The sequence below is a fragment of the Parafilimonas sp. genome (assembly GCF_047606085.1).
Lineage (GTDB): Bacteria > Bacteroidota > Bacteroidia > Chitinophagales > Chitinophagaceae > Parafilimonas.
This window is the reverse complement of sequence record NZ_JASGEX010000113.1, coordinates 1-14,947: the sequence shown is the minus strand read 5'-3', so window position 1 is coordinate 14,947 and position 14,947 is coordinate 1. Positions and strand designations below refer to the sequence as shown.

The following is a 14,947-nucleotide window of genomic DNA, read 5'->3' as shown; positions in this document are numbered from 1 at the left end:
CAGCAACTGCGCTTTGTGGCATCACGGTTGCCCTGTCCCGATTTTCGGGAGCCGCACCACTTCAGCAATATTAATGCTATTCATCTGAAGCGCTAAAATAAAAGCCGCTTCATTTTTCTGAGCGGCTCCTGCTTAAAATACTATCTCAAAAATAACAGTTCCCGGTATTTCGGCAATGTCCAGTTATCATCGTTTACCAAAGTTTCCAGTTTGTCGGCATGATAACGGATGTCATCAAAGAATTTCTCCTTTACATCACTGCAATAGGCAATTGCTTTTGTTCGGATATCCGTCATATTATTCGCGATCTTTCTATGCTCTATCAGTTCATTCACTTTCGTATATACCTCCTGCAAATGCCTGGAAATGCGCTTTAATATTTCCAGTTGGCTGGCATATAAGGATTCCGGCAAACCGGCTTCTTTTAATCCGCGTATATTTTCAATCAATACATTCTGGTATTCCACTACAGAAGGTATGATGTGATTAAGCGCCAGGTCGCCCATTACGCGGGCTTCTATCTGCACTTTCTTTATATATTTCTCCAGCTCAATTTCGTGACGGGCCTCAATCTCTTCATGGGTGTAAACTTTATTGCTTTCAAAGAGCTTTTTCGCTTTTTCGCTTACCATTGCGTCCAGTGCAAGCGGCGTAGTGGGCACATTGGGCAGCCCCCGGCGTTCTGCTTCGTGGTGCCATTCCTGGCTGTAGTTGTCGCCTTCAAACAAAATATTTTTGCTTTCTGCAATGTATTTCTGAATAACGTGCATAATGGCAATTTCTTTTTTATCGCCTTTATCCATTAATGCATCCACATCTTTCTTAAAATGCTTTAATGTTTCCGCCATGATGGTGTTCAGCGCAATCATAGCGTTGGCGCAGTTTGCAGAAGATCCTACTGCACGAAACTCAAATTTATTGCCGGTAAATGCAAAAGGCGAAGTACGGTTGCGATCGGTATTATCCAGCATCAGTTCAGGAATGCTGCGGTGAAGGTCTAATTTCAAAATAGCTTCATCCTGCTCATCAAACTTCTCGCCCACTCTTGTTTCAATATCGCTCAATACATTGCTAAGATATTCGCCAATAAATACGGAAAGAATGGCTGGGGGCGCTTCATTGGCACCAAGCCGGTGATCGTTAGGGGCAGATGCAATGGCGGCCCGCAGAATATCGGCATAATCATGCACCGCTTTAATGGTATTTACAAAAAAAGTAAGGAACATTAAATTGGTTTTCGGCGTTTTGCCGGGCGCTAATAAATTAACTCCGGTATCTGTTGCCATGCTCCAGTTATTGTGTTTTCCGCTGCCATTAATGCCGGCAAACGGCTTTTCGTGCAGCAGCACACGTAAATTATGCCTGCGTGCCACGCGGTCCATAATATCCATTAACAGCGTATTATGATCAACCGCAAGGTTTACATCCTCAAATATCGGCGCACATTCAAATTGGGAGGGGGCAACTTCGTTATGCCTCGCCCGCAGCGGAATGCCAAGCTTATAGGCTTCATTTTCAAAATCACGCATAAAAGCATATACCCTTTCCGGTATTGACCCGAAATAATGATCTTCCAGTTGCTGGCCTTTTGCCGGCGAGGCGCCAAAAACCGTTCTGCCGGTTAAAATAATATCAGGGCGGCCATTGGCGAGACCTTCATCAATTACAAAATATTCCTGTTCCCAGCCAAGCGTGGCCGTAACACGCGAAATATTTTTATCGAAGAAATTGCAAACATCAACCGCTGCTTTATTCAGGGCTTCAAGCGCTTTAAGCAAGGGTGCCTTGTAATCCAGCGATTCGCCGGTATAAGAAACAAATATGGTGGGAATGCAAAGTGTTTTGCCATGGCCAATCTCCATAATAAAAGCCGGCGATGAGGGATCCCAGGCTGTATAACCACGGGCCTCAAAGGTGGCCCTTAAACCGCCGCTTGGAAAGGATGAAGCATCCGGTTCCTGCTGAATGAGCGCCGCGCTGTCGAACTCTTCAATGGGCATACCATCGCTTTTCAGCGTAAAGAAAGAGTCATGCTTTTCTGCTGTAGTTCCGCTTAACGGCTGAAACCAGTGTGTAAAATGGGTTACGCCTTTGCTTTCCGCCCATGCGCGCATGCCCGTAGCAATTTGATTGGCAACAGAACGGTCAACTCTTTTGGCATCTTTTATACTGGCGGCAAGGCTTTTGTATGCTTCATTGCTTAAAAATTCGCGGGCTGTTTTCAGGGTAAAAACATTTTCGCCGAATATGGCGCTTATTTTAGCTGGGGTATCTACTGAAAACCGGTCAGTATCCCCGGTGAGTTTATTCACGGCATCAAATCGTAAGGACATACTATGATTTTTGAGTTTGCGACAAAGCAAGCAAAAAATTTGTTATGAAGGATGGTTAATGCATACATTATGTTTTTATTACAAACGTGGTTTCATTCGTACAAGTTTGATTTTTCAATGGTCTCATGCCTGCCTGTCCGGCAGACAGGGAACGCCCTGATGTACATTCCCCTGTGTGAAAAAAACATTTTGCATGGACGTTTCATTCAATAAAAACCCCGCCAAAGGCGGGGCGCTGATTTATTTTATAATTTAAACCGTTTACTGATGGTTTTATTTCTTTAAACTTTCTTCAGCCGTTTTTACAGTTTTAACAATGCGTGCGGCTACCTTATATGGATCTGCTGAAGAATTAGGGCGGCGATCTTCCAGATAACCTTTCCAGCCTCTTGCAGGAACCATTACAGGAATGCGGATAGAGGCGCCACGGTCAGAAACGCCATAGCTGAAATCGTTAATGCTGGCTGTTTCGTGTTTGCCGGTTAAGCGCAAATGATTGTCTGCGCCATATACTGCAATATGTTCTTTAATGAAAGGGCGGAACCCTTCGCAAATAGTATCGAATATTTCTTTGCTGCCCGCATTTCTTAACGTGCCGTTAGAAAAATTGGCGTGCATGCCGGAACCATTCCAGTCTAATGCGCCGAGCGGTTTACAATGCCAGTTAACAGCAACCCCGTATTTCTCGCCGATTCTTTCCAACAGGTACCGTGCAATCCAGATTTGGTCGCCGGCTTCTTTGGCGCCTTTGGCAAAAATCTGGAATTCCCATTGGCCGGCAGCCACTTCTGCATTTATACCTTCCACATTTAAACCTGCTTCAAGACATGCATCCAAATGTTCTTCAACAATGTCGCGGCCAAATGCATTCTGGGCGCCTACAGAACAGTAGTAAGGGCCTTGCGGGCCGGGAAAACCGGCTGCGGGGAAGCCAAGCGGTTTATTGGTTTCAGGATTCCACAGGAAATATTCCTGTTCGAAGCCAAACCAGAAATCATTATCATCGTCTTCTATAGTAGCGCGGCCATTGGATTCATGGGGAGTGCCATCTGCGTTAAGCACTTCACACATAACCAGGTAAGCGTCTTTTCTTTGCGGATCTTTCACCACGAAAACAGGTTTTAATAAACAGTCAGAGGAACCGCCCGGAGCCTGTTCGGTAGAAGAACCATCGAAACTCCATGCGGGTAAATCTTCCAGTTTACCACTAAAATCTTTTTCAATTTTCGTTTTGCTGCGTAGGCTTTGGGTAGGCTTGTAACCATCAAGCCAAATGTACTCGAGTTTTGTTGATGCCATAAGTAGTAAATTTTCTGCAAAAGAAAAGAAATAAAATAAAAAAATATTTATTTCTTTAAAATTTATGAAAAAACTCCTAAAAAGCAAATATTTAATTTATAAAAATATATATTGTAAAGCAATGTCATTAACTTAAGGCAGACACATCTTCTAAATATTTACTAATTATTTTGCGGAGATTTACAACTGAGCATTGATTATTGTGTATTGAATATTGAGTTTTCTTAAGTTAATGACATTGTATTGTAAGGCTTAATTATTATAATCCAAAAACACCGGCATTGATTGATTGCAAAGCCGTTTTCTTAAATCCAGATGCTATAAGCAGGGAAATATTGTGGGGGCTGCCTCCATAGCTTACCATCCTTACAGGCACCTCGCTCAGCGAGTTAAATAATTTTTTTAATATATTCCGGGATTCCGCTATTTCATTGCCTACAATCGAGATAATAGTTTGTTCAGTATCGGTTTCAACCGTTCCTAATGGTTCCAGTTCCTTTATTATATGCTGAAGATTGGTTGAGTCGTCAATTGTAACGGAAACCGCTACTTCCGACGTTGTAATCATATCAATAGGTGTTTTATATTTTTCAAACACTTCAAAAACCCTCCTCAGGAAACCATAAGCCAGCAACATACGGCTGCTTTTGATTTTGATAGCAATAATACCGTCTTTGGCTGCAACTGCTTTTACGCCAACGCTTAGCGCTGCTTCATCAATAGTAGTACCGGCAGCCTCCGGTTCCATGGTGTTGAGCAATTTAACGGGTATATTGTAAGAACGGGCAGGCCAGATGCAGGCAGGGTGTAAAATTTTAGCGCCGAAATAAGCCAACTCAGCGGCTTCATCAAAACTAAGGTGCTCAACAGCCACAGTTTTATCTACAATGCGCGGATCGTTATTATGCAAACCGCTGATGTCAGTCCATATTTCGCAAACTTCTGCGTTTAAGGCTGCGGCAATAAGCGATGCTGTATAATCGCTGCCGCCCCGTTTCAGGTTATCTACCTCGCCCCTTGCGTTGCGGCAGATATACCCTTGCGTTACAAACAGTTTTGTATCGGGATAATGCTGCAACAACTGGCTGAGCTTTACTTTGATGCTGCCAATTTGCGGCTCACCCTGCGCATCTATGCTCATAAATTCAAGTGCGGGAAGCAATACATGATCTACATTTATTTCTTCCAGGAAAACACTGAATAATTTTGTGCTGAGCAATTCGCCCTGTGCAAGGATATCTTTGTTTAAAGCTTCGCTGAACGATATTTTAAGTATGATATTCAGAAATTCAAAGTGCTCTGATACAATGGCATTAGCTTTATTCCTTCCCTCTTCCGTAGAAACCAGTGTATCAACAAACTTTCGGTAATACACTTCCAGTTCTTCAATTTTTTTAGCTGCTTCACCGCGGTAACCCTCTCCAATGGCGTTGCTGATGTTTACCAAAGCATTCGTTGTTCCGCTCAAAGCGCTCAATACAACTATTTTGGGTTTGTCATCAGCCGTAATTAGCTGAAGCACCTGGTTCATACGTTGGGGCGTGCCTACGCTGGTACCGCCGAATTTCATAATTTTCATAAAACTTCTTTGAACCTGATGGCAAGGCTCTTTTTTATAATTGTTGATTTTAAAAAGTGTGCAAAATTAATGGGTAATCTGTTTACAGAAGCTTGTTTTTCAATTGTTCGTAGCCCTCATCTATAAGAAGGTTTTTCCCGTCGGCGGCAGTAGTGGCAAGTATATCGCAGCGATTGTTGTAAACATTGTCGGCATGGCCCTTTACCCAAACGAATTTTATGGAATGTTTTTTGGCAAGATGATAGTACTCCATCCAGAGGTCTTTATTTTTTTTGCCGCCTTTAAAGTCAGTCCTAACCCAACCATCAAGCCATTTTTTCTCAACGGAGTTTAAAACATACTGGCTGTCAGTATAAACAACAATATTCAAACCTTCTTTGGTTAGTGCTTTTAAAGCAATAATAACAGCCATTAATTCCATACGGTTATTGGTGGTAAGCCGGTAGCCTGCTGATAGCTCTTTTTGTTTATTGCCCCACATTAAAATGGCACCGTAGCCGCCAGGGCCGGGGTTGCCGCGGGCTGCGCCATCCGTATAAATGATCAATTGTTTTTCGGGCATGCTCAAATTGTGTATTCTCCTTTAAGGTAAGTAACGGCCTGGCCGTCCATTAACACGCGCTCTCCTTTCAGCTCACATACAAGAAAACCTTTTCGCTTTGAAAGCTGGATGGCGGTTAATGTTGTTTTGCCTGATTCTTTAGCCCAATAGGGAACCATAATCGTATGTGCAGAACCGGTTACCGGGTCTTCATTAATACCGCTTTGGGGATAAAAGCACCGCGATACAAAATCTGCATTGTCGCCTTTGGCTGTTGTAACAACGCCCCTGGCTTTCACTCTGGCAAGGCTGGCAAAGTCAGGCTCAAGGTTTTCTATGCTGCGTTGATCCGGCATTACAACCATGTAATCAAAAGAAGTTTTAAAAACAGGCGCATGATCAATTTTCAAGCCTTCAAATAAGCCTTCCGGAATTTCAGAAACCGTTTCCGGTTGGTTGACCGGGAAATCAAGAGTATAGGTGTTCTTATCTTTATGAATCACTTTCAACAAACCACTTAAGCTATTAAAGTGTATTTCCGGTTTTGAATAACCGAGTTCGGTATAAAATATATGAGCGCTTGCCAGCGTGGCATGGCCGCAAAGCGCTACTTCGGTTGAAGGCGTAAACCACCGGATGCGGAAATGATCACCTTCCTGCACGATAAATGCCGTTTCTGAAAGATTGTTCTCGGCGGCAAGGCTCTGCATGGTTGTTTCAGGCAGCCATTCCTGCAACGGGCAAATGGCCGCAGGATTGCCACCAAACAACTTATTGGTAAAAGCATCGGCAATATATATAGGCAGTTTCATCTGTTTATTTTTTTTATAGGCCAAATGAAACGCCCCCTCTGTGTGTCAAAATTTTGAATGGCGTTTCATGAAATGTTAAGTTAAACATAAAAGCAAAAAAGTAAGCAGCTTTGCAAATAGCAAAAATGTTTTACCCTCGCAAAATCATTACAAGGTTTTTTGCTCTTTGGCAAAATTGCACTCTAAATAACAGAAATCAAAATGCGGCTTGAAGGAAAATCATATCAGTAAAAAAATAAAAAAATTTTTTTAAGCTGATTAAACCTTAAGAAAAGTGCAAGGTCTATTTGTAAATACACGCAGTAATTAACTCACAATATTTAAGATTTGCAGCAGGGTTAAATCAGGGTGGCCAGCGGGATGCGGTCACCCTTCTTTTTTCCCGTAAATGAGCAAGTGAAAAAATCAAGCGCAAACAGCCCTAAAATCCATACGTTGAAGTACCTTACTATAAAATGAGCAGTTTTCTGTCAAAAATTGCCTACCTGCCTTCCTATTATTTTGATAATCAAACCGGTACACAACCTGTAAAAAACCTTTTGTAAGTACCCGTTAAGTTTACTACCTTGTACTGTTAATCTAAAACTTGCTATATGAATTACGAGTATTCCCAAACCGATTTTTCCCGCGGCATTCTAAGCGGTTTGTTTGCAGGCCTTATTGCTTGTGTAGCCAACAGTGTATTCGTGCTTATTTACAGGAGCATAACACAGTTTTATGAATTTAATGGCCTGGATGTTACCGTGATTGTTTTTGGTTCTATCTCTCAGCTCATTCTTTGCGGCTGGATGTTTTACCTGTTTGTGCACAATATGAAAAAAGGGATTATTTTTTATATAATGGCGGTGGTGCTTGTTACCGTGGTTATTTTCTTTTTAGGCATTATGGCCCGGCAATCTATAATGGGCAGCGCACCGGCCGATTTTAAGTTTATGGTAGTGGGCACCCAGGTTATAATCGGGGGGCTTGCTGCTTTTCTTATACCATATCTTTTTAGCCATGATAAGCTGATAAGTTAGGTTTTTTCGTTATTAAAAGTTAAGGGCCACGAACACAAATAGTTAATCATAATTCAACGTGTATTCGTGGCTATTTTATTTTAAAGAAGTTATTTAATCAACGCGGTACGCAACTATGCTGTTGCGCCAGAAAGTAGGCACATATACGATCTTGTTCTGGGCATCGTAGCCAATATCTGCGGTATTCTTTTTTTCAGCCTTTGTATCAAGCAATAATTCTTTACTGCCGGGGCTAACATACCATACAGAACCTGCCCATGCAGAAACAAGAAAGTTATCGCCGTCAATATTTTCGATGCCATCGGTGCCGCCTTCCATGCCATCGGCAAGCAGGGTTAATGTTTTATCATCATTCACTTTATAGGCGCCGCCATTGTCAACAATATAAAGCGTTTTATCATGCATGAATACACCATTCGGCCCTTTGAGGTTATCAAGGTAAACGCTGGCCTTATCGTTTTCAACCCTGAATATTTTTTTGTTCTTTGAATCAGATACCCATATCACGCCATCATCACCAACGGAAATATCATTCAATCCTTCAGCGCCATCAACTTTTATAATTGTTTCCACAGCGCCTTTGTTCACATCAATTACAACGATGTTGGAAAGATCGGCAACATATAATTTGCCATTGTGCAGGCCAAGGCCTTTTGGCGCATTGAGGCCGGTTATCCAGTCAACGGCAATTATTTTTCCATCAAGCCCAACTTTTCCCACAGCGCCTTTGCCGTCTGCGCCCCAGGGATCCGTTCCGTCAATATTAGATACATACAGCACTTTATTTTCTGTATCCGGCAAAACAGATTCAGGCACTTTTAACACAGAATCGGTTTCCCAGAGTTTTGTGAGTTTGTGCTGTGCATAAGTTGTATTGAACAGGCAGGCAATAAAGAACAGCAGTGTGCAGCAGGTTTTCATAATAGCATTTTTTATAATTAAAAATAAGATAGTTGATACATAACAAAGCAATTATTAAGCCTGATATTTATCCGCAACATCATCAACCAGTTTTGCAAAGGCCGTTGCGAAATTTTGTATAGCATCATTTGTGGCTTTGTCCGTTATGTTTCCATGTGCATCCACCTTTCCTTTTATGCCATGAACAAGCAGGGTTGTTTCACCGGTAAAGATTGTTTCTATTGTTTGCATGATCAGTTTAAGTTCTTCATGCCCTTTCAGGCCCGATGCGGAAGCTGTAATTAACCCAACCGGTTTTTTAGAAAAGACTGTTGTGGAAACACACCATTCAATTGCATTTTTTAAACCTGCTGGTATGCTGAAAACATATTCAGGCGTACAAATAATTACGCCATCGGCCTGTTGAATTGCGTTGCGTAAATCAACAATTATTTGCGGTGTGTTTTCAATAGATAAAGCAGGATCGAAATGCGGCAACGTTGATAAACCTTCAAAAATATTTATGGTAAATACATCGCTTGTAAGCGCCGCTATTTTCTGAACAAGCTTTACGTTTGATGAATTTTTACCGGCGCTGCCAATAATAGCGAAGATGTTTTTCTTTGATTGCATTGTACTGAAATTATTACAGCCGCTTTATTTTAAAGATGTAGATAAGCGGCGTAAACGCACCATCGCTTTCCGGCGCATCATAAATTTTGTTTACCACATTCATGCCTTTCACCACTTTGCCAAATGCCGCATAGCCTTGCCCGTCTGCATTATTCGCGCCGCCATAATCAAAGCCGGGCTGATCGCCCACACAAATAAAAAATTCTGTAGTGGCGGTTCCCGGTTCAAGCCTTGCCATAGATATAACGCCGTTCTTATGCAAAATTTTTGTTTGCGCTGTTGTTTCATGTTTAACGCCCGGCAAGCCTGCCGAAAGCTTGTAGTTCGTTTGCCACAAACCACCCTGTATCAATTCTGATTTAGGTGCATTGGTTGGTTGCTCATCATCCCTTAACACGCGGTAAAAAGCAGCATTGGTATAGTAACCTGAATCTACATAACGCAGAAAAGCGCTTACCGTTTCCGGCGCCTGTTCAGGATAAAGTTCCACTTCTATATTGCCATATTTTGTATTAATTTCAACATGCGGGTTCTTATGTTTTTTCATGTTGCATGCAGCCGTCAGCATAACCAATACAACCAGCAGCTTACCAGCATTCACCATAGCGTATATATTGTTTCGTTTGGCAGCGAAGTTCTTAAAAATATGTATGCATCAAAACAGGTAAAGAAATTGTCAAACTTATATGGGCATTGCTTCAAAACTATATCCCCTCGCAGACCAGGTATATGATTATTTTACCATCAAAAGAAAATGCTCGGTTGCATTGCCGCAAGACCTGTTTGATGATAAGCTTTTTTCAGTTGATGAATTCTTCAATTTTGTTCAGCCTTTCTTCAATCAGCCTGAACTTTTTTATACCATGCTTGCTGCGCCGCAACAGGAAGATATTGTTGAAATCCATGCTGAAAATAATGAAACGCTTTTTGCTTATCCATCGCCCGCTGCAACAACCTGGCAGGAAAATAATACGGCTTATTTCAAATTGTTTTCAAGCAGTAAACCCAATAATACGCTGTTGTTATTTGCGCCGGGATGGGCCAGGCAAAACCTTGATATCGAATCTAAAATATGCAGGCAGTTTTTAAACAATGGCATTGATAGCTGCCTTTTAATAAAACCCTTTCACCAGCAAAGAACGCCTGCTAATCTTTACTCGGGTGAATTGTTTATAAGCCCGCATATTTTTTTAACGATTATGAACTTCCGGCAGTTTGTTGCCGAGATAAGGTTTTTGATCAATCACTTCAGGAAGCAATATCAGCATATCGGCATCATCGGCATGAGCAGCGGCGGTTTCCAGGCAGGGCTTGCCATTGACGTGGAGCCGGTTGATTTTTATTTTCCCATTATAACGGGCGCCAGGCTTGGAACACTTACGTGGCAAAGTATTTTTACAAAATATATTAAGCAATCATTTATCGAAAGCGGTATTGATGAGGACCAGTTAAATAAGGCATGGGCTGTAACAGACCAATATTATCTCGGCCATAACTGCAAGGCAAAATATATAAAGCAGTTCATTAGTTTATATGATAAAGCGGTTGCAACAGAATGCCAGTATTTATTAAATGATATTTATGGCAATCCTGATAAGGTTGAATTGAAATGTGCACACAACAGCATTATATTTTATTTCGACAGGATAATAAAAGAAATAGTGGAAGCGGTGAAGAAAAGAGGCTGAGTGTTTATGTTCTGCATCTTCGGGATGCAGGACACGCTAAATAATTCATTCAGTTTTCTTCAGCATATCTGCTAATTTTATTGCCTCTTCTAACGTTCAATCAAGCTATATGGAAAAAAACATTCATGAAAATTCAACAAACCATGCTGCAAAAAAAAGAACCCTGAGCCGCCGCGATTTTGTTTCTGTTACAGCCACTGCTGCAACAGCTTTCACCATTGTGCCACGGCATGTTTTAGGCAAAGGCTATATTGCCCCGAGCGATAAAATAACACTTGCTTACATTGGTATCGGCACACAAGGCATAAGAGAATTATTACCCTTGCTGGAAGTACCGCAGATACAGGTTACAGCCGTATGCGACCCTAACCGTTACGCAGTTGGCTATCGCGACTGGGGTACAACTTACCTGAAAGATGCCATCAGGAAAACATTAAAAAATGACAATTGGGAACCCCGTGGCGATAACACTATTCCCGGTGGAAGGGAGAATGGTAAATCAATTGTTGACGGTTATTATGCCAACGTGCACAACGAATGGAAATACAATGCCTGCACGGCGTATGAAGATGCACGTGAATTACTCGATAAAGAAAAAGACCTTGACGCCGTTAAGATAATGACGCCCGACCATTTGCATGGCGTGCTGGCAATGGCCGCCATAAAACGCGGCAAGCATGTGCTGATGCATAAACCAATTTCTAACCGGTTAACTGAAGGAAAGAAAGTAATTGAAATGGCACGCAACAGTAATGTGATCACGCATTTCATACCCTGGGATTCCAATGGCGCAATGGATACGGTGATGGCATGGATAAATGCAGGCGCTATCGGCACGCTAACTGAAGTGCATAACTGGACTAACCGCCCTGTATGGCCGCAATATCCTGACCTGCCAAAAGATAAGCCGCCAATACCGGATGGTTTTAACTGGGACTTATGGCTTGGTCCCGAAGCTATGCGGGATTACAGCCCTGATTATACGCACATGGTATTTCGCGGCTGGTACGATTTCGGCGGCGGCTCCATGGCCGATATGGGGCATTATAGTTTATGGACAGTGTTTAATGCATTGAAGCTAACATCGCCAACAACTGTTATCCCGTGCCGCAGCCATGTGTGTGCGTTCAATGGCGCGGTTCCGTATCGCATCAATAATGATTTTTCTTTCCCCATGGCGAGCATGGTGCGCTTTAAATATCCCGCCAATGGCAACCGCCCGCCTGTTGATCTTTGCTGGTATGATGGTGGCATGCAGCCGCCTATTCCGGAAGCGTTGTTCAGCCAGAATAAAGAGCTGCCGCAGGAAGGCATGATATTCGTTGGCACAGAAGGAAAAATACTGGCTGGGTTTAATGTGGAGGAACCGCAGATTATTTCAGGTAAAAAAATGGGTGCGGCCAAAACCAATACCGATGCCCGCGACCAGGTGGCGCAAACATCAGCCGCTTTGCCATTGTTTGTGGAAGCCTGCAAATCGGGCAGGCAATATCCCGGCGGTTTCAGGGAGGCAGGGCCTATTACAGAAGCGGTGAACTTATATGCTGTGGCGTTAAGAGCAAATAAACTGTTGCAATACGATGCTGCGAATATGAAGATCACCAGTTCATCAGATGCCAATAAATATTTGAGCAGAACGTACAGAAGCGGCTGGGAAAATATCTGAACCCGGATTTGGGTGGATTAATGGATGAACAGGATTATAAAAAGAATATAGCTCTTTCATTATTTCATCAATTAAATAATTTATAAAAACTTTTTTATGCATACAATTCATCGCCGTTCATTTATTAAAAAAACAACTTTGGGGTTAGGCGCTGCATTTGCATTATCGCAATTACCAAAAGAATTATTGGCTGCTGCTGCGGCTAATGATATGCCGATCGGTTTTCAATCATGGAGTGTAAAAGACAGGCTTGGTAAAGATTTTACCGGCACACTGAAAACTATGGCTGATATGGGTTATAAGCTTATTGAACTATGCTCGCCAAAAGGCTATGCGCAGATTGGTTTTGGGTTTCTTGCTTCCATGCCAACAGCAGATATTAAAAAGACTATTGAAGATGCAGGCTTAACCTGTCCGAGCTGCCATTTTGGGGCTGCTGAGTTTGCTGATGATAAAATTGATGACACCATCCAGTTTGCGCATGATATGGGATTAACCCAAATGATATGCTCTACTTTCTGGCTGCCCAAAACAGCAACCTTAAATGATTATCTCGCTGCGGCGGATAAACTGAATAAAGCTGCTGAAAAAATTAAGGCCGCCGGCATACAGGCTGGTTTTCATAACCATGAATTTGAATTTGCAACATTAGACGGGCAGTTGATCTATGATGCATTAATGAAACAATTTAATCCTGATCTTGTAAAGATGCAGTTTCAAACAGAAGTAATTAACCTGGGTTATAAAGCCGCTGATTATTTTAATAAATATCCCGGCAGGTTTATCTCATCTCATTTGTCAGGCTGGACAGCAGATAAAAAAGAAGTGCCCATTGGCAAAGGGGTTATTGACTGGAAAGAATTTTTTGCTGCTGCCAAAACAGGCGGTGTAAAGAATTATTTTGTGGAAATGGAATTTGATAATTTTAAAGACAGCGTTCCTTATATACACCCGATATAATGTTTACAACTTTTGGAAAGCTCCAAACTTTCCAAAAGTTTGGTTTATCACTGCCTGCTTATCTTATACAAATCGCCGTCATCGGTAAGCGCATATAAAACATCATTCATATAAGCAATATCGCGGAAGCGTTCATTCTTATCAGCAAGCAATCTTTCTTCACCCACCACTTTATTATTTCTGATAATGAGCCGGTCAATATGCTGGCCGCTGAGGCAGGCAACAAACAAATTGTTCTTCCATTCCGGTATAGCGTTGCCTTTATAAAAACTAATGCCGCTTGGCGATACAACAGGGTCCCAGTAATAAACCGGTTGCTCCAGGCCTGCTTTTTGCTGAATGCCATCGCCTACTTTTTCACCGCTGTATTCAATACCATAAGTTATAATAGGCCAGCCATAATCTTTGCCGGCGCGGATGATATTTATTTCATCACCGCCACGCGGGCCAAATTCAGCTTCCCACAATTCGCCTGTAGCAGGGTTGATATCCAAACCCTGCGGGTTGCGATGGCCATAACTATAAATCTCCGGCGCAGCCCCTGCCTTATTAATAAACGGATTGCCCGGCGCAGGCTTGCCATCTTTTGTTAGCTTAAATACTTTGCCCAAATGCGATTCCAGTTTTTGCGCCTGCGCCCTTCCCTCAAGAATTGATCTTTCACCGGCGCTTACAAAAAGGTTTCCATCTTTATCAAATATCAACCGTGAGCCAAAATGCAGGTTGCTGTTTAAGGCAGGCATGGCACGAAAAATAACAGTTGGGTTTTCTACTTTGCCCGCAGCTTCATTCAGTTTGCCTTTTGCAACAGCGGTTAAATTATTGGAACCATTCTTTTCAGAAAAAGACCAATACATCATTTTATTGTTTTTGAAATCAGGATCAAAAGCCACATCGAGCAAACCGCCCTGGCCTGCAAACAATACTTCCGGAAAACCTTCAATCTTCTTAACCAGTTTGCCATTTGCATCATGAATTTCCATGTAACCTTTTTTCAGCGTTACCATCAGCCTGCCATCGGGCATGGCCACAACAGCGAATGGCGCGCCCATTTTTTCTGCAATTTTTTCTGCTTTATATGGTGTGGTTGTTTTAGCGCCGGCTATTCTCGTCTGGCCTGTAAAAGCAGGTTTGTAATTACTGTTGGGCGATTTGGTTTCAACAGGCGGAAGGCCGGTTGTATCGCTGCTGTTTGATGCATTGTTTGCAACAGATGTCTCATCGTTGGCACAGCCTGTTGAATAAACAAAAAGCATGATCAGCGATAGTATAACTGTATTTTTTAAGTGCATATAAGTGTTTTAAATAGTAAGAAAAGGCTTTCGCAATTGTGAAGATGCAATTATAATGCAAATAACAACCGTGATGAGATTAAAACCCTTAAAAGTTTTTTGAAGGTTTTTGGTTTACCGGCTTTTATAATTCAATTAAGCACGGTTGTGTTAAACATAATTTACCTGACTTGAAAGGAAAAAAGAATATGAGAAAATTAATAATGTGGAATATTATTAATCCCG

At 42.0% G+C, this 14,947-nt stretch carries 13 protein-coding genes; 4 read left to right on the top strand and 9 right to left on the bottom strand.

What is annotated here, in order from left to right:
- Window positions 1-140 precede the first annotated feature (140 nt).
- The 5 genes from QM629_RS09850 to QM629_RS09830 form a co-directional block, all read right to left on the bottom strand.
- Window positions 141-2,333 carry a glutamine synthetase III gene (locus QM629_RS09850; RefSeq protein WP_415159677.1) on the bottom strand — a complete coding sequence of 731 codons (2,193 nt, stop codon included), beginning with the start codon at window positions 2,331-2,333 and terminating at the stop codon, window positions 141-143.
- 273 nt (window positions 2,334-2,606) lie between these two features.
- The gene (locus tag QM629_RS09845; protein ID WP_415159675.1) at window positions 2,607-3,632 is read right to left on the bottom strand and encodes a glutamine synthetase beta-grasp domain-containing protein; all 1,026 of its coding nucleotides are present in this window, start codon (window positions 3,630-3,632) and stop codon (window positions 2,607-2,609) included.
- A 259-nt stretch (window positions 3,633-3,891) separates the two neighbouring features.
- Window positions 3,892-5,202: an aspartate kinase gene (locus QM629_RS09840; protein WP_415159673.1), complete on the bottom strand. Its 1,311-nt coding sequence runs from the start codon at window positions 5,200-5,202 to the stop codon at window positions 3,892-3,894.
- Between the two features lie 91 nt (window positions 5,203-5,293).
- Complete coding sequence (gene rnhA, locus QM629_RS09835; RefSeq protein WP_415159671.1) at window positions 5,294-5,773, bottom strand: ribonuclease HI; 480 nt, start codon at window positions 5,771-5,773, stop codon at window positions 5,294-5,296.
- A gap of 2 nt (window positions 5,774-5,775) precedes the next feature.
- A complete protein-coding gene (locus QM629_RS09830; protein ID WP_415159669.1) occupies window positions 5,776-6,564 on the bottom strand; it encodes a PhzF family phenazine biosynthesis protein in 789 nt (262 codons plus the stop codon).
- A 593-nt stretch (window positions 6,565-7,157) separates the two neighbouring features.
- On the opposite strand from QM629_RS09830, the gene QM629_RS09825 reads away from it, so the two are divergent.
- Window positions 7,158-7,583 carry a hypothetical protein gene (locus QM629_RS09825; RefSeq protein WP_415159667.1) on the top strand — a complete coding sequence of 142 codons (426 nt, stop codon included), beginning with the start codon at window positions 7,158-7,160 and terminating at the stop codon, window positions 7,581-7,583.
- Window positions 7,584-7,676: 93 nt separating this feature from the next.
- Here the strand turns inward: QM629_RS09825 and QM629_RS09820 are convergent, their stop codons facing one another.
- The 3 genes from QM629_RS09820 to QM629_RS09810 are packed head-to-tail and all read right to left on the bottom strand — an operon-like array spanning window position 7,677 to window position 9,720.
- Window positions 7,677-8,504 (bottom strand): SMP-30/gluconolactonase/LRE family protein, encoded by an 828-nt coding sequence (locus QM629_RS09820; protein WP_415159665.1) that lies wholly within the window; start codon window positions 8,502-8,504, stop codon window positions 7,677-7,679.
- 54 nt (window positions 8,505-8,558) lie between these two features.
- Entirely contained in the window at window positions 8,559-9,116 is a 558-nt protein-coding gene (locus QM629_RS09815) for an NADPH-dependent FMN reductase (RefSeq protein WP_415159663.1), read from the bottom strand.
- A 13-nt stretch (window positions 9,117-9,129) separates the two neighbouring features.
- Complete coding sequence (locus QM629_RS09810; protein ID WP_415159661.1) at window positions 9,130-9,720, bottom strand: peptidylprolyl isomerase; 591 nt, start codon at window positions 9,718-9,720, stop codon at window positions 9,130-9,132.
- Window positions 9,721-9,802: 82 nt separating this feature from the next.
- Between QM629_RS09810 and QM629_RS09805 the strand changes: the two genes are divergently transcribed.
- The 3 genes from QM629_RS09805 (at window position 9,803) to QM629_RS09795 (ending at window position 13,430) form a co-directional block, all read left to right on the top strand.
- Complete coding sequence (locus QM629_RS09805; protein ID WP_415159659.1) at window positions 9,803-10,804, top strand: alpha/beta hydrolase family protein; 1,002 nt, start codon at window positions 9,803-9,805, stop codon at window positions 10,802-10,804.
- 109 nt (window positions 10,805-10,913) lie between these two features.
- Window positions 10,914-12,470 (top strand): Gfo/Idh/MocA family protein, encoded by a 1,557-nt coding sequence (locus QM629_RS09800; protein ID WP_415159657.1) that lies wholly within the window; start codon window positions 10,914-10,916, stop codon window positions 12,468-12,470.
- A 96-nt stretch (window positions 12,471-12,566) separates the two neighbouring features.
- Window positions 12,567-13,430, top strand: a complete 864-nt coding sequence (locus QM629_RS09795; protein WP_415159655.1) for a sugar phosphate isomerase/epimerase family protein — start codon at window positions 12,567-12,569, stop codon at window positions 13,428-13,430.
- A 47-nt stretch (window positions 13,431-13,477) separates the two neighbouring features.
- Here QM629_RS09795 and QM629_RS09790 read toward each other — a convergent pair whose 3' ends face one another.
- Window positions 13,478-14,722 (bottom strand): PQQ-dependent sugar dehydrogenase, encoded by a 1,245-nt coding sequence (locus tag QM629_RS09790; RefSeq protein ID WP_415159653.1) that lies wholly within the window; start codon window positions 14,720-14,722, stop codon window positions 13,478-13,480.
- Between the last annotated feature and the right edge of the window lie 225 nt (window positions 14,723-14,947).

What these genes read in the sequence shown, in the direction of transcription:
- QM629_RS09845 (WP_415159675.1), bottom strand. Translation starts at nt 3,632, where the DNA reads ATGGCATCAACAAAACTCGAGTACATTTGGCTTGATGGTTACAAGCCT.
- QM629_RS09850 (WP_415159677.1), bottom strand. Translation starts at nt 2,333, where the DNA reads ATGTCCTTACGATTTGATGCCGTGAATAAACTCACCGGGGATACTGAC.
- QM629_RS09805 (WP_415159659.1), top strand. Translation starts at nt 9,803, where the DNA reads ATGGGCATTGCTTCAAAACTATATCCCCTCGCAGACCAGGTATATGAT.
- QM629_RS09825 (WP_415159667.1), top strand. Translation starts at nt 7,158, where the DNA reads ATGAATTACGAGTATTCCCAAACCGATTTTTCCCGCGGCATTCTAAGC.
- rnhA (WP_415159671.1), bottom strand. Translation starts at nt 5,773, where the DNA reads ATGCCCGAAAAACAATTGATCATTTATACGGATGGCGCAGCCCGCGGC.
- QM629_RS09840 (WP_415159673.1), bottom strand. Translation starts at nt 5,202, where the DNA reads ATGAAATTCGGCGGTACCAGCGTAGGCACGCCCCAACGTATGAACCAG.
- QM629_RS09795 (WP_415159655.1), top strand. Translation starts at nt 12,567, where the DNA reads ATGCATACAATTCATCGCCGTTCATTTATTAAAAAAACAACTTTGGGG.
- QM629_RS09830 (WP_415159669.1), bottom strand. Translation starts at nt 6,564, where the DNA reads ATGAAACTGCCTATATATATTGCCGATGCTTTTACCAATAAGTTGTTT.
- QM629_RS09810 (WP_415159661.1), bottom strand. Translation starts at nt 9,720, where the DNA reads ATGGTGAATGCTGGTAAGCTGCTGGTTGTATTGGTTATGCTGACGGCT.
- QM629_RS09800 (WP_415159657.1), top strand. Translation starts at nt 10,914, where the DNA reads ATGGAAAAAAACATTCATGAAAATTCAACAAACCATGCTGCAAAAAAA.
- QM629_RS09815 (WP_415159663.1), bottom strand. Translation starts at nt 9,116, where the DNA reads ATGCAATCAAAGAAAAACATCTTCGCTATTATTGGCAGCGCCGGTAAA.
- QM629_RS09820 (WP_415159665.1), bottom strand. Translation starts at nt 8,504, where the DNA reads ATGAAAACCTGCTGCACACTGCTGTTCTTTATTGCCTGCCTGTTCAAT.
- QM629_RS09790 (WP_415159653.1), bottom strand. Translation starts at nt 14,722, where the DNA reads ATGCACTTAAAAAATACAGTTATACTATCGCTGATCATGCTTTTTGTT.